Annotated in this window: 15 protein-coding genes; 14 read left to right on the forward strand and 1 reads right to left on the reverse strand. The window is 40.0% G+C overall.

The features are described 5' to 3' along the window. Positions 1-10: 10 nt before the first annotated feature. From LJE72_RS02500 to LJE72_RS02535, 8 genes are all read left to right on the forward strand, one after another. Positions 11-928: a DMT family transporter gene (locus LJE72_RS02500; RefSeq protein ID WP_229246057.1), complete on the forward strand. Its 918-nt coding sequence runs from the start codon at positions 11-13 to the stop codon at positions 926-928. A gap of 259 nt (positions 929-1,187) precedes the next feature. After that, positions 1,188-3,194: a PBP1A family penicillin-binding protein gene (locus LJE72_RS02505; RefSeq protein WP_396390280.1), complete on the forward strand. Its 2,007-nt coding sequence runs from the start codon at positions 1,188-1,190 to the stop codon at positions 3,192-3,194. A 146-nt stretch (positions 3,195-3,340) separates the two neighbouring features. Then, positions 3,341-4,321, forward strand: a complete 981-nt coding sequence (locus tag LJE72_RS02510; protein WP_229246058.1) for an ABC transporter substrate-binding protein — start codon at positions 3,341-3,343, stop codon at positions 4,319-4,321. A gap of 169 nt (positions 4,322-4,490) precedes the next feature. Continuing rightward, complete coding sequence (locus LJE72_RS02515) at positions 4,491-5,258, forward strand: ABC transporter ATP-binding protein (protein WP_229246059.1); 768 nt, start codon at positions 4,491-4,493, stop codon at positions 5,256-5,258. Continuing rightward, positions 5,242-6,012, forward strand: coding sequence for an ABC transporter permease (locus tag LJE72_RS02520; protein ID WP_229246060.1), 771 nt, complete (start codon positions 5,242-5,244; stop codon positions 6,010-6,012). Before LJE72_RS02515 ends, LJE72_RS02520 begins: the two co-directional genes overlap by 17 nt. A 137-nt stretch (positions 6,013-6,149) precedes the next feature. Further along, positions 6,150-6,536, forward strand: coding sequence for a bacillithiol system redox-active protein YtxJ (gene ytxJ / locus LJE72_RS02525; protein ID WP_229246061.1), 387 nt, complete (start codon positions 6,150-6,152; stop codon positions 6,534-6,536). Positions 6,537-6,784: 248 nt separating this feature from the next. After that, positions 6,785-7,636 carry an alpha/beta hydrolase gene (locus LJE72_RS02530; protein ID WP_229246062.1) on the forward strand — a complete coding sequence of 284 codons (852 nt, stop codon included), beginning with the start codon at positions 6,785-6,787 and terminating at the stop codon, positions 7,634-7,636. 102 nt (positions 7,637-7,738) lie between these two features. After that, positions 7,739-9,694: a heterodisulfide reductase-related iron-sulfur binding cluster gene (locus tag LJE72_RS02535; RefSeq protein WP_229246063.1), complete on the forward strand. Its 1,956-nt coding sequence runs from the start codon at positions 7,739-7,741 to the stop codon at positions 9,692-9,694. Between the two features lie 43 nt (positions 9,695-9,737). Here LJE72_RS02535 and LJE72_RS02540 read toward each other — a convergent pair whose 3' ends face one another. Then, entirely contained in the window at positions 9,738-9,923 is a 186-nt protein-coding gene (locus tag LJE72_RS02540) for a PspC domain-containing protein (protein ID WP_229246064.1), read from the reverse strand. Positions 9,924-10,514: 591 nt separating this feature from the next. Between LJE72_RS02540 and glgB the strand changes: the two genes are divergently transcribed. The 6 genes from glgB to LJE72_RS02570 all read left to right on the forward strand — a co-directional run bounded on the left by glgB (position 10,515) and on the right by LJE72_RS02570 (position 22,387). Beyond that, positions 10,515-12,395: a 1,4-alpha-glucan branching protein GlgB gene (gene glgB / locus LJE72_RS02545; RefSeq protein ID WP_229246065.1), complete on the forward strand. Its 1,881-nt coding sequence runs from the start codon at positions 10,515-10,517 to the stop codon at positions 12,393-12,395. 20 nt (positions 12,396-12,415) lie between these two features. Continuing rightward, positions 12,416-14,863: a glycogen/starch/alpha-glucan phosphorylase gene (locus LJE72_RS02550; RefSeq protein ID WP_229246066.1), complete on the forward strand. Its 2,448-nt coding sequence runs from the start codon at positions 12,416-12,418 to the stop codon at positions 14,861-14,863. A gap of 45 nt (positions 14,864-14,908) precedes the next feature. Then, positions 14,909-16,108 carry a glucose-1-phosphate adenylyltransferase gene (locus tag LJE72_RS02555; protein ID WP_229246067.1) on the forward strand — a complete coding sequence of 400 codons (1,200 nt, stop codon included), beginning with the start codon at positions 14,909-14,911 and terminating at the stop codon, positions 16,106-16,108. Positions 16,109-16,121: 13 nt separating this feature from the next. Beyond that, complete coding sequence (gene glgD, locus LJE72_RS02560) at positions 16,122-17,246, forward strand: glucose-1-phosphate adenylyltransferase subunit GlgD (RefSeq protein ID WP_229246068.1); 1,125 nt, start codon at positions 16,122-16,124, stop codon at positions 17,244-17,246. A 15-nt stretch (positions 17,247-17,261) separates the two neighbouring features. Next, positions 17,262-18,701 carry a glycogen synthase GlgA gene (gene glgA / locus LJE72_RS02565; protein WP_229246069.1) on the forward strand — a complete coding sequence of 480 codons (1,440 nt, stop codon included), beginning with the start codon at positions 17,262-17,264 and terminating at the stop codon, positions 18,699-18,701. Positions 18,702-18,829: 128 nt separating this feature from the next. Further along, positions 18,830-22,387, forward strand: a complete 3,558-nt coding sequence (locus LJE72_RS02570; protein WP_229246070.1) for a bifunctional glycogen debranching protein GlgX/4-alpha-glucanotransferase — start codon at positions 18,830-18,832, stop codon at positions 22,385-22,387. The last annotated feature ends 20 nt before the right edge of the window (positions 22,388-22,407 follow it).

Consider the following 22,407-nt stretch of genomic DNA (forward strand, 5'->3'; position numbering starts at 1 on the left):
GCGAACAAAGATGAGTGGTAAACTAAAAGAGGCTAACGGATTAGCAGTACTATTAATCCTTATTTCCACTTTAGGTTTTAGTGTTTACCCGATCCTGGGGAAAGTAGTTTTTACAGGAGGCGCGGGTCTCTCTACGGTTTTATTTGTTAGATTTAGCATAGCAGCCCTTATTTTCTGGGGTATTACTATTTCTCTGGAAGGATTTCCACGGCTGCCCCTTAGGACATGGCTTCTTTTATGGGGCATGGGGGGGATTTGCTATTCTATGATGGCTGGTCTATATATATCTTCAGTACTATTTATTCCAGCATCCTTAGCAGCTTTACTTCTTTATGCTTACCCCATTATTGTTACTGTCATGGCGGTTTTGATCAAACAAGAAGAATTCTCTGGCTATAAGTTGGCTGGACTGCTTTTAGCAACCTTTGGTTTAGTTTTAGTCTTAGGGGTGGCTTTTCAAGGAATTAATTATCTTGGAGTTATGCTAGCACTTGGGGCTGCTTTTGTTTACGCGCTATATATCCTGATAGGAAATAAAGTGTTGAAAACAACGACCCCTTTAGTCAGTACTACAATAATTTCTACTTCAGCTGCGGTTACTTATGGAATAATAGGGTTACCTATTGGCGGGACGACTTGGAATCTCTCTTGGGGCACTTGGTTGGGGATAGGCGGAATTATTCTTTTCTCAACCATTATCGCGATGCTGACTTTTTTTGAAGGAATTAAACGTATAGGCGCAACATCTGCCTCAATTATTAGTACAAGTGAACCCTTAATGACCGTTATTTTAGCAGTAATTCTATTCAATGAACAACTAACGCCTATGCAAGCCTTGGGGGGCGGCTTCGTTATCATAGGCGGTATTTTCGCTGTTTTGTCATCGGATCCGAAAATGATCAAACAGGTGGATTCCTCAGCCCACTAAAGAATACTTTCTGAACATTTGAAACAAGATTCTTGGGGGTCCTAATAAATATGAATTTGTGCTGGAAGCTTTTCGTTTTCTTCAATATTGAGGGGAGTGAAAGGCTCTTGTTTTTTAAACATTAAGCAACAGGCCTTATATTCTATTTATGCTTTTCATTGTGGTACAATAATAATATGTTTTTCTTTAGCCAAGGCCGTATTGAAAGAAGGTATCCCATTTGGAAAAAACAAGTACACTAGAGCTTGAAAAATCGAAAGTGGGTGTGCTTTTATCTAAAATTAACCACTTTCTGAAGAACTTTAAACCATGGAAAAATCCAAAGTTTTGGAGCAGATTAGGCATTATCCTATTATTGTTTACTATTGTTATCAGCGGGGGAATTACCATTTATATTTCCGCCTTAGATATTAGCAAATTACAGACTCCTCTGGCGAAACCCTCTTATCTTTACGACCAAAAAGGCAACCGTATTTCCCAACTTTCATCCTCACGGATCGAACCTGTTACTGGACAGCAAATTCCTCTTGTTATGAAAAACGCCATTATTGCTGTTGAAGACCGCCGCTACTATGAGCATAAAGGAGTCGATCTTCGTTCTATCTCACGTGCTCTTTATCGAGATGTGATAACGGGTGACTTTTCTGAAGGGGGAAGCACCATCACCCAGCAATTAGCTAAAAATCTTTTTTTAGCTTCGGATAAAACCTTGGCTCGGAAATTAAAGGAAGCTGCTTATGCCCTAAAAATCGAGGCTGTACTTGATAAAGAGGAAATTTTAGAAGCCTATCTTAATCAGATATATTTTGGTGAAGGTCGTTGGGGCCTTCAAAATGCTGCCCAACTATATTTTGCTAAAAATGCTGACGAGCTGACTCTAGAAGAATCGGCTTTACTCGCTGGGCTGCTTAAAGCCCCTACTATTTATTCCCCGCTAAATAACAAGCAAAAGTCTTTGGAAAGAAGAAATCTTGTTCTATCATTGATGAAAGACCAAAATTATATCACATTAACAGAATACGAGAAGGCAATAGTTCAACCTATTGTCTTAAAAAAGGGATCATTAAGCGACCTTTCCGGACAATATGCTCCCTATGTAGATTATGTCATTGAAGAAGCAATTAATCGCATTGGTTTCACAGAAGAACAAATCTTAAACGGAGGCCTGCAAATATATACTCAAATGGATCCAGCGGTTCAAAAGGCGGCGGAAAACGTCTATGAAGAAAGCCATTATTTTCCTGAAGGAAAAGAGGACCAAATTGTCCAAAGCGGAGTGGTTATCTTAGATCATAAGACAGGAGGCATCAGAGGATTAGTAGGATACAGGGGGGAAAGAGTATACCGCGGGTTGAACCATTCGACCCAACTTGAGCGCCAACCGGGTTCTGCATTGAAGCCTTTATCGGTTTATGCTCCAGCCTTGGAAAAAGGCTATACTCCTAATACAATGGTTAGCGACCACCCCTTAAATATTAATGGGTACTCGCCCAAAGATTATGACAACCAGAATCGCGGTTACATAACAATGCAAGAAGCTGTTCGTAATTCTTGGAATATCCCCGCAGTTTGGTTACTTAATGAAATAGGGATAGAAAGCGGTGTTGATTTTGCTAAACGTTGTGAAATTCCCCTCGAAAAAGAGGACCACACCCTCAGCTTAGCCCTGGGGGGGCTTTCTAAAGGGGTTACACCCCTTCAAATGGCACAAGCTTACGGAGTGTTTGCCAATCTCGGAGATATGCATAAAGCTCATGCCATTAGTAAGATTACCACGAAAGAAGGTACAGTTTTATTCCAAGTCCAACCAGAGGTGGTTCAAGTGACGACTCCTAGCGTAGCCTACATGATGACTCTCATGTTACAAGAGGTTGTCAATAATGGAACTGGAGAAAATGCCTTTCTTGATCGACCAACAGCGGGTAAAACTGGTTCTGTCGAACTTCCCCACACTCAAGAATTTTCAGGAATCAGCAAAGGAGTTAAAGACGTTTGGTTTGTTGGTTACACTCCTGAACTCACAGCTGCTGTATGGATGGGTTATGATAACACTGATCGTAATCACCACCTGGCTACTTCAGGCGGCTCTGAGCCCGCCGTGGTTTTCCATGAGATCCTGTCTCGAGCCCTAATTGCCACACCGGTCGTCCCCTTTGAAATTCCGGAGGAATACATTGAACAGAATGAACTTTCCAACAAAGTATACAAGTGGTTTCAAGAAAATTTTCCACTCTTAGAAAGTGACAAAGATCAGTTTGGGAATTGAGCTAAAAGTAAGGGGACAGATAAAGACAAAGACAAGAACTGAGGAACATTGTAAAGAAAAAGGTATAACAAATTCTGTGTCGAATAATTAAAATTGTGTCAAAAATAAGTAGTTTAGGGTATAGAAGATAGGAGTGTCGAGTTCAAATGAGAAAACGATTTACTAGGTTTGGGATGGTTTTGATTGTTCTAAGTTTAGCTTTTATTTTTGGTTGCGGTGCACAAAAAGCCGCGGAGAATCAACCAAGGAAAAGTGAGAGTAAAATAGTCAAGATTGGGGTTTTACCCATTGAAGATAACCTGCCGTTCTATGTAGCTGAAAAGGATGGGATATACACTAAAGAAGGGGTTCAAGTAGAACTAGTCAGTTTTGCGAGTGCTATGGAACGAGATGCGGCAATGCAAGCAGGGCAAATTGATGGACAAGTTGCAGATTTGTTAGCTGTAGCTTTATTAAAGAAAATTGGCACAGATGTAAAAATTGCTACTATAGGATTGGGAGCAACTCCAAAGGAGGGCCGTTTTGCAATTTTATCCTCACCTAACTCGGGTATTAAAGATTTGGCAGGCTTAAACGGAGCGACATTGGGGATATCCCAGAACTCAATCATCGATTACGTCAGCGATCAAATGCTTCTTGATAAAGGAGTTAAGCTCGATGACGTAAAGAAGATGTCGATTCCTAAGATGCCAGTGCGTTTAGATATGCTGCTTTCGGACCAAATCAATACAGCTTGCCTTCCTGATCCCTTGGCTTCCCTTGCGCAAGCAAAAGGGGCCCATGTGCTTGTGGATGATACTTACAAGAATATTTCCCAAACTGTTTTCTTATTCCGCACCAAGAGTATTCAAGAGAATCCTGAGGGAATTAAAGCAGCCGTCCTAGCTTATGGCTCTGCCGGACAAGCCCTGACGAATAATCCTGATCAATATCGTGAGCTTTTCTTGGAAAAAGCACAAATTCCTCAAGATTTAAAGGATAGCTATAAAACTCCAACTTTCTCAAAGCTCCAGCTTCCAACAGAGGAAGAAGTCGAGAGTGTTATGAAATGGATGGTTGAAAAAGAGCTCATTCCTCAAGCGTATGCCTATCAAGAGCTAGTGGATCCCAGTCTACTGTCGAACTAGCAGAATCGATCTGCGTCATTTGAAAGTTGGCATTTATAGATCCTGGGGATTAGCCCAGATATGTGAAGCTTCACGTTTCAATCCACGAACCGCGAACTTCGCATTTCGCACTGCGATTCTGGCCTCCGGCCTCTGACCACTGATTTCTGTATAAAGGAGCGAACAACCTGTGATTGAAGTTTCTCATTGTGATCTCTCATATAACCAAGCAAAGTCACAGGTAAAGGTCTACGACAATTTTAATTTAAAGATAGAACAAGGAGAGAGCCTGGTTCTCATAGGTCCTTCAGGCTGTGGGAAAAGTACCCTTCTTTACCTTCTGTCTGGGTTGATGCCTCCCACAGGAGGCGAGATCCAGATTTGGGGTGAGCCAGTGAAGGGTACCCGTCAGAAAACAGCTTTTATTCTACAAGAATATGGGTTATTTCCATGGCTGAATGTAGAACAAAATGTTAGTTTAGGTTTACGGGTTAGGCATATGACTAAGGGCAAATACCAGTTGCTCGTTGAGGACATGATTCAGAAAATGGGATTAGGAGAGGTGAAACACAACTTTCCCAGTCAGTTGAGTGGGGGTCAAAGACAGAGAGTAGCATTAGCTCGGGCTTTAACATTACAACCTGATTTGCTGTTAATGGATGAACCTTTGTCGGCCTTAGATGCCTTGACCCGTGAAAGACTTCAGACACTGCTGTTAGAAATTTGGCAGGAACAGAAATTAACGACTGTTCTAGTAACCCACAGTATTGAGGAAGCAGTTTTTCTGGGCAGCCGTATCTTAGTACTGCTGGACGGCAGACCCACTCAGGTAGTGGGGGAAATTCTCAACCCTCTAGTTGGGCAAAGAGGATATCGCCAGACTGAGGAATTCTTTCAGAAAACCAGCTATGTTCGTTCCCTTCTAGAAAGGGGTGGACTCGATGAATCTGCGAAGTAGAATATTTAGAGGAAAGTTCTGGGGATACTTAGGAGCAGCATTATTCTTAGTTGTACTCTGGCAGTATGCAGCATGGAGCCTTAAAAATCCCCTTTTGCCAACACCGAAAGCGGCAATCCTCGCCACTGCTCGATTATTTGAAGCAGATCTTGGAAGACATTTTTGGGTCAGTACTTATCGGGTTGTCCTGTCCACCCTGACCGCGTTACTAGTGGGGCTTCCTCTAGGATTGATTATGGGCTTTGAACGAAGTATAGACCGATTTTTGGCCCCTTTAGTTTATATTACTTATCCTATCCCCAAGATAGTATTTCTGCCTTTAATACTCTTGTTTCTAGGCTTAGGAGACGCTTCAAAGATTTTCCTCATTACCTTTATCGTCTTTTTTCAAATATTAGTCACAACGCGGGATGCTGTTCGCAGGGTACAGTCCGAAACAATTTCCTCGCTGCGTTCTTTAGGCGGAAACAGGGCCCAAGTTTATCGCTACGTACTTTTGCCAGCCAGTTTACCGGATGTCCTGACGTCTCTTCGCTTAAGTATGGGCACAGCTATTGCTGTTTTGTTCTTTGCCGAGTCCTTCGCTACTACTGAAGGGTTAGGATATTTTATTATGGATTCTTGGAGCCGCGCAGCACCGGATGAGATGTTTGCTGGAATTATAATGATGGCCTTACTTGGGGTTGGACTATTTATTGTCGTAGACTTCTTCGACAATATCCTGTGTCGCTGGCAACATTTAAAAGGTAACTAGGCTTTGACCAAGAACCTTGAAACATTAAACACCAAATTTATAATTATTATCCAGGATATTTCTCGGATATAAACGTAACTATAACAGTGATGGCAACTGGAGTGAGAGTAACATCCAGCATATAAGGAGTGAAAATAATGGCAGAGTTCAAAGAAATTATTAGTATCCAAGAATTCGAAGGTATTATGGAGGAGTCTCATCAACGAAAAATCATAATCTTTAAACATAGTACAACCTGTCCAATCAGTGCACGAGCATGGCGGGAAGTGCAGGATTTTATTCAGGAAGGTTCGGATGAAGTCCTGGTGGTTATGATCAAAGTGATTGAGTCTCGACCGGTTTCTAATTTAGCGACTGAGAATTTAGGGATTAAGCACCAATCCCCTCAAGCTTTACTTATAAATAAGGGGCAGGTTTTATGGCATGCTTCACATCAGGCTGTGACCCAAACCAATATTAAGAAGGCATTAGAAGGAGATATATCCCCCCTATATTTGAACAATTCAAGCGTTACTTTTAAATAAGGGACAGATTTTTGCATGCTTCACATCAGGTTATGACCCGAATTAATAGCTTTTAAAGGCGAAATATCACTCTTTGATCTAAACAATTAAGTTTGAGAATCTAAATTGAGTGTTTAGATCAAAATCTATGGAGCTTTTCCTTTAGGGCGAGCTCCTTTATTGATTGTTTGTTCACCAAGATTTGTTCAAGTATTCAATTGTATGATATCCTTTTAAAGAAACTTTTTTGTTCAATCTCGGAAGGGTGGATGACGTTGAAGCACACCGAATTTGAATTCAGGACAAATGATGGAGCAGAACTTTTCGCACGAGAATGGCAACCAGAAGATATTCGGCTTCGGGGCGTTATTATTCTTTTGCATGGATTAGGTGAATACAGTGGTCGATATGCTAATATGGCTCTTAAATTCACTCAGGCAGGGTATATTTTATCAACCTATGACCAACGCGGTCACGGCAATTCACCGGGTAGGCGAGGGCATACACCCTCCTATGAGATTTTATTGGATGATATCGATTGCTTTAGACGTGAATCTTTAAAGCGATTTCCAGACTTGCCTGCCTTCCTGTACGGTCATAGCATGGGTGGCAACTTAGTGCTCAATTATGTTATACGTCGACGACCGAAGTTTTCTGGAGTGATTGTTACAGGCCCATGGCTTAAGTTAACGGTTCAATTGCCTGCATTGATTAGAGCGTTCTTAAGATTTCTTAGTAAGCTTTGGCCTACATTTTCACTTTCCAACGGGCTGGAATTAAATGCGCTTTCCCATGATCCTAGTGTGCTCAAGGCCTATGAACTTGATCCACTGGTTCATAAGAAAATTTCTGTTCGTCTATTTACGGCTATGGACCAAGCTGGGCGCTGGGCGATGAAAAATGCTGTTCAGTTCAATTTACCCTTACTGCTGATGCACGGTGGAGGGGACCGAATCACATCTCCTGAAGCCTCAATGGGATTTGCTGCCTGTGTTCAGAAAGATTGTACTCTAAAAATATGGCAAGACTTATATCATGAGCTTCATAATGAAATCGAGAAGGAAGAGATAATTGCCTTCATTATCAACTGGTTAGAACTTCAAGGCTCTAGTGGAGACTAATCGCTCCTTCCAAGCGTAACTAATCCTTCAGTGCGAACTCGTAAGGACTGCGCTTTTGGCAATTATCACGGGTTCGCTATAAATAATCTATTGAGGTGTTATATGGAGGCGACCAGGCAGCTATATTGGAATATCGACGGAAAGTCTTCAATGTATATTTTTGCACTGATAGCCTTTGTTATATTTATCGTAGGAATCATCAAAAAAGTTAGGAATTGGCAACAAGGACGACCTATTAGGTATGATAATCTACTTGTAAGATTTAAGACATTCTTTTCTGCTGTCTTTAAACATGACGAAGATGTTTTTAGGGCGCCTTATCGCCGTTTTATGCATTTAGGGATTTTTTATGGGTTTATAATGTTAACCTTCGGAACGTTAGTTATTGCCATTCAAGATCAGTTTGAAATTCCATTGTTCTATGGGAAGAAATATTTAGTACTTAGCCTTTTGCTGGATTTATTTGGGCTAATGGCCATGATTGGCATAGTAATGGCTGCCTATAAACGATATATACATATACAAGACTCTGAAAATGACACTTATGATGATGCTGTAGTCTTAATTCTTGTGTTTTCAATTCTTTTTTCAGGTTTTGTTTTAGAGAGTTTAAGAATTTACTCGACGGACGATCCCTGGGCATGGTGGTCACCAGTTGGGCTTCTTTTCTCTGAAATTACTCAAATAATTGGTTTATCAGCTCATTCAGCTTCAGTTGTTCATGCCTCTCTATGGTATTTTCATATGTTGCTAACCTTTGGGCTGATCGCCTATATCCCTTATTCGAAATTATTCCATATGTTATCGTCTCCCTTGAACATCTTTTTAAGATCTTATTCGCAGATTGGGGCATTAACCCCAGTCGATTTTCCCCTTACTGAGTTTAATAGTATTGGCGCTGGTCATCTTAAAGAGTTTAGTAAGAAACAACTTCTTGAATTAGATGCTTGTATTTCTTGTCTAAGATGTCAGAAGGGCTGTCCCGCAAATATGAGTGGAGCACCCTTAACGCCTAGAGAAGTGATACAAGATTTAAAGAAGCATGCCGGCAAAAAAAATAAGGACCCTATCATAGATAAGGTGATTTCCAGAGAGACACTTTGGTCTTGTACGACGTGTGGTCTTTGCGAAATCAAATGTCCAATCTATATAGAGCACGTCAAAAGAATTGTTGATATGCGAAGAAGTCTGGCTGCTTATGACCAAGGCTTACCCCCAGAGGTTCAGCAGGTATTTAATAATATCTCTGAATCAGGCAATCCTTGGGGCAAACCCAAAGAAAGCATGGTAGTTTATTCTTCTGAAAACTCACCGGTTCCAGTACTAAGTGAGGAAAAAGAGACAGATATCCTATATTGGGTAGGCTGTTTTGGCTCGTATGGATCACGTAATCAAAAGGTTTCTCAAGCAATGTTCAATATATTAGAAAAGGCTGGAGTTAACTATGCAATTTTAGGAGAAGAAGAAAACTGTTGCGGAGATTCCGTTAGGCGTCTCGGTAACGAAAAGCTATTTCAAAACTTAGCCTTTAAAAATGTTGAAACCTTAAACCGTTACAAATTCAAGACGATTTTAACTCATTGTCCCCATTGCTTCAACACCCTGAAAAATGATTATCCTCAGTTTGGGGGGCATTATCAAGTAATGCACCATTCAGAGTACCTATTAGAGCTGATTAAGTCAGAGAAAATTACCCTAAAGGGGTCTGTTAATAGCAAAGTTACGTTACATGACCCTTGTTATTTGGGAAGATATAATTCTATTTACGATGCCCCAAGAGAGGTGCTGAACTCGGTTCCAGGCTTAGAAATGATCGAGATGAGAAATAATCGAACCTATGCTTTTTGCTGTGGAGCCGGCGGTGGACGAGTATGGTTGGGAGATTACGGGAAGAAATCGGTTCATGGCATCTTGGTCAGGAAAGCCATGAAAACTGAAGCTGATATTTTAGCCAGTGCATGTTCATTATGTTTAGCCACATTGAGTGGAGCGATTAGCGGCCATAATGGAGATATGCAAAGCATGGACATTGCGGAAATTGTTAATTCTGCGCTGTAGCTTTTCTGGTGTCAAAAGATGCATAAGTAAAATTGTTAAATGATCAAATATCACTGGGGATCACGAACCAGGCGACAAGATAGGCTAAAAATCCTGTGCCGCCTACAAACATAAGAATAATAGCTGCAATCCGGACAAGACTGGGGTCAAGTTCCAAGTACTCAGCCAATCCTCCGCAGACTCCTCCTAGTTGCTTATCAAGGCTGGATCGATACAAGCGCTTTGACATAATTTTTCCTCCTTTGCAATCGTTTTCTGCCTGTTTTTTATCCTTGTTGGCTGACTGTTTCACCATTACACTCTTAATACGTAAGAGGGGAATTAAATGTTACACACTTACAAAAATATCTATGTTTAAGGAGTTGTGATTTTTGGAGGATTAGCGTGGTTGCAGTTTCTATATACTGCAGTAATGCTACTACTATACTGTTTGGACTATACTTTAAGGTATTGCAAAATCTTAGTGTCTTCCGAGCGGAGATAATAGGCATGCTTAAACCGGTGGTTGGCGCAAGTCGTAAAGTAGAGAATGTCTCGATATTATAAAGTTACGTATAAATATTTAGCAGAGAGTTCTTACCAACTGAGGTAGGAACTCTCTTTGCCATTAGGGTCAGATATTAAGAAGTTTATGACCTATCGATTTGTTTATTGCATATGCTGTCAAGACACGCTAAGCAATGACAAATCTAAATCTTAAAAAAAGATGACGAAACCTGTCAGTAAATATTTCCCACATAATGAAAGGAAATGCCATTTGATAAGAGAATAGTAAAACTATAAGGAGTGGGGACCGGAGTGAAGAAGGCAGTGACAATTTATGAACACAAACTATCTTGAACCGGATGAAATATATCTTTTTAATTGTGGAGAATTATACCATAGCTACTTAAAGATGGGGGCTCATATAATTGAATCTAACTCATTACACGGGACGAATTTTGCGGTTTGGGTACCTGAAGCACTCAACGTCTGTCTTGTAGGAGAGTTTAATAATTGGTCTTCCACTGATAGTTCAATGACCGAGATTGGGACCAGTGGGGTTTGGTCTATATTTATACCGAAAGTTCTTCATGGGCAGTTATATAAATATGAAGTTCATACGAAGAATGGAAAAGTATTTTTGAAATCCGATCCTTTTGCCTTTTATTCGGAATTTAGACCTGCAACAGCTTCTATCGTATGGCAACTTGAGGGATTTAGTTGGCAAGATCAAGTTTGGATGAAGCAAAGAGGGGTAAATGCTCAGGAAATGCCTCTTTTAATATATGAAGTTCATCTTGGTTCATGGAGAAGAAAAGAGGATGGAACTTATTATAATTGGCGCACCTTAGCTGTCGAGTTATTGGGTTATGTAATTAGCATGGGATATACCCATATTGAATTGATGCCGATTATGGAACACCCTTTCGATGGTTCGTGGGGATATCAATTAACGGGATTTTACTCCTGTACCAGTCGATTCGGCGATCCCCAAGATTTTATGTATTTTGTTAATCAATGTCACAGGGAGGGCATAGGAGTTATTTTGGACTGGGTGCCTGGTCATTTTTGTAAAGATGCTCATGGACTGAGCCGATTTAACGGATCACCCGTTTATGAAAATGATGAAAATGAACAATGGGGTACGTATAACTTTAATTTTGAGAAAACAGAGGTTTGGAGTTATCTCATTTCAAACGCCATATTTTGGCTTGATAGATTCCATGTTGATGGCTTACGAGTGGACGGAGTAAGCAGTATGCTCTATCCAGACTATGAGAAGCCGAAGCATTCTTGGAAATTTAACATTAATGGAGGCAGAGAAAATCTTCGGGCTGTTGCTTTCATGAAACGATTAAATGAAGCAGTTCTTCAAAATTTCCCGGATGCACTGATGATTGCAGAAGAATCTACGGAATGGCCTCTAGTCACCTGCCCAACAGATGAGCATGGACTTGGCTATAATTTTAAATGGAATATGGGTTGGATGAATGACACTTTGCGGTATATGGGTCTCGATTTTCCCTTGCGCAGAGATAATCATCAATTGTTAACTTTCTCGATGACTTACGCCTTTTCTGAAAATTATATCTTACCCTTGTCTCATGATGAGGTAGTTCATGGCAAAAAGTCCTTAATTGGCAGGATGCCGGGGGATTATTTCCAAAAATTCTCGGGACTAAGAAATCTATTCGGATATTGGATGTGCCATCCGGGTAAAAAACTATTATTTATGGGTGGGGAGTTTGCCCAGTTTATCGAGTGGAATGAGGAAGCAGAGCTGGATTGGTTCCTATTGGAATATGAGATGCATGAAAAGCTTCAAAATTATGTGCGTGATTTAAATAAACTATATTGCCAAGAAAGAGCACTCTGGGAAAATGAACAAGACTGGGCAGGGTTTGAATGGATTGATGTCCATAATCATCAACAGTGTATTTTAATATTTTGTCGGAAAGCATTGGAAAGGGATAATTTCCTTATCATATTAATTAATTTCCAACCAAATAGTTACGTGAATTTTAGACTCGGAGTACCTAGGAAAGGGCTGTATAAGGAAATATTCAATTCTGACTTGAGCATTTATGGGGGGAACAATCACACTAATTCTTCATTTGTTAGAGCGGAAAAGGTTGCATGGCATGGTCAAAAGTTTTCAATAACAATTAATGTTGCTCCCTTAGCAATAGTTATATTAAAACCAATCATGAATACTTAAGTATTGGAGGAACAAAACGCATGTTTACGGATAAAGAGAGCTTTAAACAGGCCTATCTAATGAAACTGATTGAGGGGGAGGGCATTACTACAGATGAAGCAACCTCTTGGGATAAATTTGTAGCCTTAGTCATGTTGCTAAAAGAAAAAACGAGCTATTATCGGGCAGTAAACAAAAACTCAATATCACAAGGGAAACAAATTTATTATTTTTCAATGGAGTTTCTAATTGGAAAACTCCTGCATAATTATTTAGTCAACTTTAAAATTGAGGATCTCGTAAGAGAAGCTTTGTCAGATTTAGATATTAATCTTGATGATTTACTAGAGCAAGAAGCGGATCCGGGCTTGGGCAATGGCGGATTAGGTAGATTAGCTGCCTGTTTCCTCGATTCGATGGCTTTCTTAGGAATTGACGGACATGGTAATGGAATTCGCTATAAATATGGGTTATTTGAACAAAGGATTGTATCTGGCAATCAAGTTGAGGTAGCAGATAACTGGCTTAAAAACGGCTATCCTTGGGAAACAAGAAAATCTGACAAGGCTGTGATTGTGAAATACAGAGGGACTGTCAAAACTAAATTCAAAGATGGGAAGGCAATGTTTTATCATGAAAACTATGAACCTGTTTTAGCTGTACCTTACGATGTTCCGATTATGAGCTACGATAATCCCAGGTATATCAACAACTTAAGGTTATGGAGCGCTGAAACAATTTGCAGCGAACTGGATTTGGCTTGTTTCAATCGAGGGGATTTTAATGAGGCCACAAGCTTCAGATCGGAAGTAGAGGCCATTTCCTATATTCTTTATCCGGATGACAGCAGTCGTGCAGGAAGAGAGCTAAGGCTTAAACAAGAATACTTCTTTGTAGCTGCAGGCTTAGGAACCATTGTTAGGAGTTACAAGAAAAAGAACGGTTTAAATTCTTTGCATGACTTCTCCAGACGTGTCTCAGTCCATATTAATGATACTCATCCGGTTTTATGTATCCCTGAACTGATGCGCATATTGATTGATGAAGAAGGAATGGGATGGGATGAGGCTTGGAATATCACTGTCAACACCATGTCCTTTACCAATCATACCATTATGCCTGAAGCGATGGAAAAATGGCCCATTGATATGGTCCAAAACCTCTTGCCTAGGATCTATTTGATTATTGAGGAAATCGATCGAAGATTCAAGGAGGATTTAAGGGCGCGTTTCATGGACAATGATCAAGTCAAGCAAAATACTCATATCTTTAAGGACGGATATATTTGGATGGCGAATTTAGCAATTGTCGGAAGCTCATCAGTTAATGGAGTTGCACAATTACATACTACAATTCTTAAAAATGAGGTCTTTAAAGACTACTATCGAGTATTTGGCTATAAATTTAATAATAAAACAAATGGGGTTAATCATAGAAGATTTCTATTAGCGGCAAACCCTAAATTGTCTCATCTGATTACAGAGGCAATCGGTCCAAACTGGAAGGAAGATGCAGGAGAACTTAAGAAACTTCATGTATTAAAGAATGATCAAAGTTTTTTGGAGCAACTCGCCAACGTAAAATACGAGAACAAATGTCGACTTGCCGAGAAGGCTAAACTTAAATATGGACTCATCCTAGACCCGAGTTCCATTTTTGATGTGCAAGTGAAGAGGATACATGCCTATAAACGGCAACTGCTTAATGTGCTTAAGATTTTGCACTTGTACAATAAATGTATCAATGAACCCGACTCCTTGTCTTGTTCACAAACCTTTATTTTTGGCGGAAAAGCTGCCCCAGGGTATCATTATGCCAAAACCGTGATTAAGCTTATTAACGTTTTGAGCAAAAAAATAGAACAGGATCCCAAAGTTGAGGGAAAGCTTAAGATTGTTTTCTTAGAAAATTTCAATGTGTCACAAGGAGAATTGATTTATCCTGCAGCAGACATTAGCGAACAAATATCGACAGCTAGTAAGGAGGCTTCAGGAACTGGAAACATGAAATTCATGATGAATGGAGCCTTAACTTTGGGAACTCTGGATGGAGCAAATGTCGAAATAAAAGAGGCTGTGGGGGAGGAAAATATTTTTATTTTTGGCCTTACTGCTGAACAAGTGCTGGATTACAACCGTTCCGGAGGGTATAAGCCTTGGGATGAATACCATGCTAATCCAGATATTAGAATGTGCGTGGATCAATTAAACAGTGACTTTTTTGATAATATGGGTCTGGAATTCAGGACACTATACGATTCTCTCATGATCTATAATGATGAATTTTACATTTTAAAAGATTTCCCATCATATCTTAAAATGCATGGAAAACTACAGGCGCTTTATCATACTCCTAAGGATTGGAACAAAATTTCTTTGCTCAATATTGCAAATTCGGGGATTTTTTCAAGTGATAGGACGATTAGAGAATATGCAGATTGGATATGGAAGATTCGATATCGTACCGTGAATTGCATCTCTTCAAATTAATCTTATATCTGTACGGCTGATTAATCTAAGAGAAAGGGGACAAGTATGAAAAGGCAGGAATGTGTTGCGATGCTATTGGCTGGAGGACAAGGAAGCAGATTAGGTGGATTAACTCGAAATCGTGCAAAACCAGCAGTATCTTTCTGTGGTAAGTATCGAATAATCGACTTTACTTTAAGTAACTGCACAAATTCGAATATTAATACCATTGGTGTTCTCATCCAATATAAGCCATTTCTACTTAATTCATATATTGGTCTGGGTTCCGCTTGGGACTTGGATAATCCTTTTGGCGGGGTTCATATTCTTCCCCCATTCTTTGGAGAAACCGAAGGAAGTTGGTACAACGGTACCGCAAATGCAGTGTACCAAAACTACGAGTTCATTGATTATTACGATCCTGAATATGTGATTATTCTCTCAGGAGACCATGTCTATAAAATGGACTATACTCTTATGCTGAAGTTTCACAAAGAGAAGAATGCAGAGATAACTCTGGCTGCGATTCAAGTACCCCGGGAGGAAGCTTCTCGGTTTGGAATCCTAACCATTGATTCGGAAGATCGGGTCACCAAATTCACAGAAAAACCGGCTAATCCGGAGAGTGATCTGGTTTCAATGGGGGTCTATATTTTTAACGGACCCACCCTAAAGCAAGCATTAATTGCTGATAAAGCAGATTATCTGTCTCAAAATGACTTCGGAAAAAATATTATTCCAAATCAGTTAAGTACAGGAAAACGAGTTTTTGCCTATAAGTTTCAAGGGTATTGGCGAGATGTCGGTACTATTGAAAGTTATTATCAAGCCAATATGGAGTCTTTAAAGGATGGACACTTTCTTAATATTTTCGATCCAAAGTTTAGGATCTTTTCCAACGAAGATATTTTTCCTCCCCATTTTGTGGGGTCTGCAGCAGAAATCGAGAATAGCTTAATTTGTAATGGGTGTACTGTTCACGGTAAGGTAAGCAATTCAATCCTGGGAGCAGGGGTTTATGTAGGCGAAGGAGTAGAAATTAAGGATTCAATTATCTTACCTTATGTAAAATTACACAAAGGGTCTAGTGTTTATCGGACGATTATTGGTGAAAATGCTGAAATTATGGGGAATTGTAACATAGGCGCAAGGGGACAAATCGCCCCTGGGTATGAAGGAATAACAGTAATTGAGGATTATCATTTGATCACTGAAGGAACTGTTATTGAATCCGGCATGCATATCTATAGAAGCCGGGCAATGTGAAAGGAGGAAAATAATGTCCAACGCTATAGGTATTATTTTTGCTAATAGCGGTTCTGATAACTTACAAGGGCTTGCCCAGGAAAGGCCAATAGCTGCTGTTCCTTTCGGAGGCAGATATCGCATTTTGGATTTTGCCTTATCTAGCATGGTCAATTCAGGTATAAGGACCATTGGCTTAGTTACGCCTCACCAATACAGACCGTTGCTAGATCACTTAGGGGCGGGAAAAGACTGGTTTTTAGAACGTAAAGATGGAGGGCTATTTATCTTACCCGGTGTCATGCATAGTTTGGCAGGGAGTAAAGATGCTTTTTGTATTAAAGATTTACAAAATAATTTGGAGTATTTACAGAAGGATTATGTAGAAAATGTGCTTATTAGCAGCGGTGATCAAATCTTTAATATAAATTTCAGAGATACTTTAGAATTTCATAAGGACAAGCATGCAGATGTTACCTTGATATATAAAGCAGTAAGGCCAAGAGACGATGACTCGCTGGATCAAATACTGCTTGAGGTTGATGGGGATCAGAAAGTGTCTAAAATCCATAACAAGTATAGTCTGGAAAGCGAAGAACTGACCTTTCTTAAATTTGTGAATATTATAATAATTCGTCGTGAGCTCTTGTTGGAAATTATTGAGAAGTATGGTTCCTATGGTTGTATCGGTTTAATGGAAATCCTCGCTTCGAATATAGAAGTTCTTGAAATCTTAGGCAGTCCAACGAATTCATCAATTGGAACGATTCACACTATCAAGGATTATTTTGATCGAAGTATGGATCTTCTAGACTTTAAAGTTCGAGAACAATTATGGTCGGGGGTGGATCGTACACATACAAAAATTGTGGACAATCCCCCCACTAAATATACAGCTCAGGCTAAAGTCAGTAATTCGTTAATTGCCAGTGGATGCTCTATTGCAGGGGAAATAACAAACTCGATTGTATTTCGTGGAGTAGTTCTAGAACAAGGGTGCAGAATTCAAAACAGTATCATTTTGCCAAAATGTCATATTCATAGCAATGCCCAAACGAACTATACAATTCTTGATAAATCTGTCATTGTTCACGGAGAAAATGTCCTTAAAGGAAGTGAGAGTCACCCTTTGGTTGTTCTCAAAAAAACGGTCATCTAGGAAAGGTGGGAGAGTATGAAACTGGTGTTTGTGACTGCAGAAGCCGATCCTTTTGCTAAAACTGGCGGTTTAGGGGAAGTGGCGGGTTCTTTACCAGCCTTCTTGCATAAACAAGGGATTGATGTCAGGATTATTATGCCTAAGTATAGCAGTATCCCTAAAGAATTCCAGAGAGAGTTTAAGCACTTGTCCCATTTCGACGTCCCAGTTGCTTGGCGTAAACAATATTGCGGCTTGGAAGAAACGGTTTATCAGGGGATACCTTATTACTTTATTGACAATGAGTACTATTTTACACGTCCAAATGTTTATGGAGAATACGATGATGCAGAGAGATTTGCTTTCTTTTCCCGGGCTTCCCTTGAAAGTCTGATCCACATACCGGGGTTCAAGCCAGATATCATACATTGCCACGATTGGCATACCGCATTAATCCCGCTTATGCTCAAAGAGTTTTATAACCGTGAGCCACTATACTACCCAATTAAAACTCTCTTTACAATCCACAACCTAAAATATCAGGGGATTTTTCCTAAGGAAGTTCTCTGCGATATTGTGGGTCTGGGAATGGAGTTTTTTAAGGAAAATGGCTTGGAATTTCACGGAGCGATTAATTTTATGAAGAGTGCTTTACTTTACGCAGATCAGATCACAACAGTGAGTCCAACTTATGCAGAGGAAATTCAAGATCCTTTTTATGGGGAAAATCTTGATGGCTTGTTAAGAAAAAGAAGAGATATTCTGAAGGGTATTCTCAATGGCATTGACTATGAGGTGTATGACCCTTTTAACGACCCCATTCTGGTAATGTCTTTTCATGACGTATCTCTGGCTAAAACGGAAAACAAAAAGCACCTGCAAAAAACAATCGGACTGCCAGTTAGAGATGAGTGTGCTATCTTGGGGATGGTAAGCAGAATCGTCGATCAGAAAGGCTTCGATCTATTGGCCCATGTTATCGAAGAGATTCTGGAACTGGATATTCAGATGGTTATCCTCGGTACTGGAGAGAAAAAATATGAAGAAATGTTACAACATTTTGCCTCTAAATATCCTGAGAAATTAACCATACGATTAGAATTCTCTAATGAAATAGCTCATCAGATTTATGCCGGAGCGGACATGTTGCTGATGCCCTCACGGTTTGAGCCCTGTGGTATTGCTCAAATGATTGCTATGCGCTATGGAACCGTTCCCATTGTCCGCGAAACCGGAGGATTAAAGGATACGGTCATTCCTTATAATGATATTATGGAAACAGGCAATGGATTTAGCTTTGTAAACTATAATGCTCATGAATTTTTATTTACTGTGCAACGAGCCTTAAGTATATATTATGAAAATAAGCTTGTTTGGAATAATATACGACTAAGGGGTTTGGAAAGTGACTTTAGTTGGAGCAGATCAGCAAATGCCTACATCGAACTATATAAGTCATTATTGCAAATATCCTGAAATTCTTAGACATTACTCTAGAAATTTGCTCAAATGAGTTAGATTATACAATTACGTATCACACTAATTTACAGTGTTTGTTTCTGCGATTGGATCAATAAAAAACGACAAGGGTATAGGTGATAAGTATGGAATTTGTGGCGTATCATAATTCGTATGACCTTTATTATCGTGAACCTTTTGGCTCAGTCAACTGTGGTCAAAAGATAACCTTTCGTATTAATGTACTTTCGCCAGTTCCTATTGACGCTTGTATTCTTCGTTTATGGGAAACAGACAGGGAAATTACTAATTTGATGCACCAAACTACTAAGAAGAGAAATCAAAAGGTTGCGTCTTCAGAACAGAGATCCTTTGAGGTTGCTGAGAAGGGAGAATCATATGAGGCAGAATATGCAGGGCCAAATGCTCCCGGACTAATTTGGTACTATTTTGTGATTTATGCAGGCTCTCGTATCTACTACTATGGAAATAATAATAAAAGGTTAGGGGGAATAGGCAGTCTCTGGGAACAAGAACCGCCGGCCTATCAAATTACGGTTCATAAGCAAACAGCAGTCCCTGAGTGGTATAAGCGAGGAGTTATGTACCAAATATTTATTGATCGGTTCTTTAATCCTCACGAAAAAGGGTTCATCTGTGAACCGCGGAAAAACACTCTGTTGCATGCAGATTGGTCAGATCAGCCTGTCTATATTAAGGATGAGCAGGGCAGAGTGACGGATTGGGATTTTTTTGGTGGAACCCTGCAAGGGGTCATTGAAAAGTTGCCTTACTTTCAAGAATTAGGGATTAGTATTCTCTACTTCAACCCAATATTTGAAGCCTCAAGCAATCATAAATATGATACGGGGGATTATCATAAAATCGATCCTATGTATGGGGATGATCTGGTTTTTAAACGATTGATTGACACAGCAAGACACTGGGGAATTTCGATTATTCTTGACGGTGTCTTTAGCCATACCGGAAGTGACAGCATCTACTTTAATAAATATGGCAATTACCCAGAAGTCGGTGCTTACCAATCCGTAGATTCTCCCTATCATAGTTGGTATAAGTTTAAAAAAGATCGCCAAGAGTATGAATCTTGGTGGGGGGTGGATTCCCTTCCGGAAGTAAATGAAATGAATTCCTCATACAGACAGTTTGTTTACGGCTCCGAAAACAGTGTTATTCAGAAATGGCTAAAGGTTGGTGTGGCTGGCTGGAGGCTGGATGTTGCAGACGAACTTCCGGATGAGTTTATTCAGGAATTGCGCCAAGGGATTAAATCCATTAACCCTAATGCTGTCTTAATCGGGGAAGTGTGGGAAGATGCTTCAAATAAAATCAGCTATGACAGTCCACGTCAATATTTTTTGGGGGATGAACTCGATGCCGCCATGAACTATCCTTTCAGGAATAGTTTACTGAGCTTTATCCTTGGTCAAAGTGATGCCAAGGATGTTTATCAAGAACTTATGAGTCTGTATGAAAATTATCCTCGAGAGAATTTTTACGCCGCCATGAACTTAATTGGGAGTCACGATACGATTCGGGTTTTGACTCTTTTAGGAAATGCTCCACCAGAAAAGAGTTTGACGAATACAGAGCGGAGAACTTTTCGGCTTTCACCGCCCGTACGGCTATTAGCAGTACAAAGACTCAAACTATTGAGTTTGGTTCAAATGACATTTCCCGGAGTTCCTTGTATTTATTATGGGGATGAAGCCGGTGTGGAAGGTTATTCTGATCCTTATAACCGGGGAACATATCCATGGGGCAGGGAAGACAGAAAAATAATGGATTGGTATAGTCGAATCCTGCGCATGAGAGCTGAATTTGAAGTGCTTCAAACGGGTCAATTTGAGCCGTTTTATTTCGAGCAGGATGTTTATGGTTTCTCTCGAGCAGGGAATGAGGAAGAAATAGTTATCCTTATCAATCGACACCGAGATGAAGTGAAACTAGTCGATCTTAGTCCAAAACTTTCGTCTGCTCCTTTTATAATTGATTTAATCAATGGAGAAAGACTTACTTCCGAAACGCTTAGTGCTGTGCCAATCAATGCTTTAAACGGAAGGGCTCTGTTTATTAAAAAAAATCCTCCTCACGATTTGCAACTACAGCGTTCCTGTGGGGTATTATTACATATTAGCTCGTTGCCATCTTCTTGGGGATTGGGAGATCTAGGGCAGGAAGCCTATGATTTTGTGGATTTTTTAGCTGAATCCGGACAATCGATATGGCAGGTCTTACCCTTGAATCCTGCTGGGGCGGGAGCTTGTCCTTACCAAAGTGATTCTGTATTTGCTGGGAATTCAGTGTTTATCAGTCTTGATCATTTGATTAATGAGGGCCTATTAGATCTGAAAGAGACTCGTAGAAAATATGAACAGCTTATAAATATTGGACTTCGGGAAAGTTTACTAAACCAAGGGCTAAAAGAACTTAAGCAAAAGTTACTCTATGAGGCCTATCAAAAATTTACTGAGCGTCTTGAATCAAGCAGGGCTAACTCTTTAATATCCTTAAGCTCTGAATATCTGTCTTATAAATACTCAGAATATCTATCTCAAGAAAACTATGCAAGATTTCAAGCCAAACATAAAGATTGGCTTCAGGACTACGTTCTCTTTCGTGCCTTAAAAGTTCACTTCGGAGGTGCTCCATGGTTCGAATGGGAATCAAAAATTGCTTCTCGTGAAACAGAGGGGTTATTCAATTATTCATTGCTTCTCCAAAAAGAAAGAGATTTTAATGAATTTCTACAATACACTTTCTTCTATGAATGGAATAAACTAAAATCTTACGCCGAGGGTAAAGGGATTAAAATAATGGGGGATTTGCCCCATTTTGTAGCGGCCGACAGCTGCGATGTATGGGTAAACCGCAGCTTGTTTATACTTGATGAAAAAGGCAGACCTGCTAAAACAGCGGGAGTCCCCCCCGATTATTTTAGCAAGACCGGTCAATTATGGGGGAATCCGGTGTATGACTGGAAGGCCCAGGCCACTTCTCAGTACTCTTGGTGGAAAATGCGGATTTACTTTGCCTTAGATCAGTTTGACTATATTCGCTTAGATCACTTTCGAGGATTTGAAGCCTTTTGGGAAGTGGATGCTGAGGAGGAGACTGCTGAAAGAGGGCGATGGATAAAAGGGCCGGGGAAACGATTCTTTGAAAGCATGTTTGAGGAGTTTGGAAAATGCCCTTTTATTGTTGAAGACCTGGGAATCATAACTACTGAAGTAAGTGTTTTGAAACAGATGTTTGGCTTTCCTGGAATTAAGGTACTTCAATTTACGCCACCAAAAGAGTTGTTACCGGATGTAATGGATTCGGAAACTAATTTCGTTTACTACACGGGAACACATGATAATAATACCTTGATCGGTTGGTGTGAGAGGAATCAATTAGGGGAAGAGAAAGGCCAAGTCGGCATTACCTCACATTCACAGGCCATAAGTCAAGAAGTCCGTGAAGACTGTCGTCAGTTGATTGAAGAGTTGTATTTGAGTCAAGCGGTTTGGGTTATTTTACCCATGCAAGATATATTAGAGCTGGGCGAGGAAGCGCGTATGAATGTCCCAGGGACAGTTCATGGAAATTGGAAGTGGCAACTTGATAAAAATGTCGATCTGGATGAAATAAAAGATTGGCTTCTTACCAAAGCCGAAAAAGCAATGAGATTACTGGTTTGACATTTGAAGTATTAAATAGA

The sequence above is a fragment of the Desulfosporosinus shakirovi genome (assembly GCF_020595055.1).
Taxonomy (GTDB): Bacteria; Bacillota; Desulfitobacteriia; order Desulfitobacteriales; family Desulfitobacteriaceae; genus Desulfosporosinus; species Desulfosporosinus shakirovi.

Excerpts from the sequence above, each read along its gene's own strand:
- LJE72_RS02500 (WP_229246057.1), top strand. The coding sequence starts at position 11 with ATGAGTGGTAAACTAAAAGAGGCTAACGGATTAGCAGTACTATTAATC.
- LJE72_RS02510 (WP_229246058.1), top strand. The coding sequence starts at position 3,341 with ATGAGAAAACGATTTACTAGGTTTGGGATGGTTTTGATTGTTCTAAGT.
- LJE72_RS02520 (WP_229246060.1), top strand. The coding sequence starts at position 5,242 with ATGAATCTGCGAAGTAGAATATTTAGAGGAAAGTTCTGGGGATACTTA.
- ytxJ (WP_229246061.1), top strand. The coding sequence starts at position 6,150 with ATGGCAGAGTTCAAAGAAATTATTAGTATCCAAGAATTCGAAGGTATT.
- LJE72_RS02530 (WP_229246062.1), top strand. The coding sequence starts at position 6,785 with ATGACGTTGAAGCACACCGAATTTGAATTCAGGACAAATGATGGAGCA.
- LJE72_RS02535 (WP_229246063.1), top strand. The coding sequence starts at position 7,739 with ATGGAGGCGACCAGGCAGCTATATTGGAATATCGACGGAAAGTCTTCA.
- LJE72_RS02540 (WP_229246064.1), bottom strand. The coding sequence starts at position 9,923 with ATGTCAAAGCGCTTGTATCGATCCAGCCTTGATAAGCAACTAGGAGGA.
- glgB (WP_229246065.1), top strand. The coding sequence starts at position 10,515 with ATGAACACAAACTATCTTGAACCGGATGAAATATATCTTTTTAATTGT.
- LJE72_RS02550 (WP_229246066.1), top strand. The coding sequence starts at position 12,416 with ATGTTTACGGATAAAGAGAGCTTTAAACAGGCCTATCTAATGAAACTG.
- LJE72_RS02555 (WP_229246067.1), top strand. The coding sequence starts at position 14,909 with ATGAAAAGGCAGGAATGTGTTGCGATGCTATTGGCTGGAGGACAAGGA.
- glgD (WP_229246068.1), top strand. The coding sequence starts at position 16,122 with ATGTCCAACGCTATAGGTATTATTTTTGCTAATAGCGGTTCTGATAAC.
- glgA (WP_229246069.1), top strand. The coding sequence starts at position 17,262 with ATGAAACTGGTGTTTGTGACTGCAGAAGCCGATCCTTTTGCTAAAACT.
- LJE72_RS02570 (WP_229246070.1), top strand. The coding sequence starts at position 18,830 with ATGGAATTTGTGGCGTATCATAATTCGTATGACCTTTATTATCGTGAA.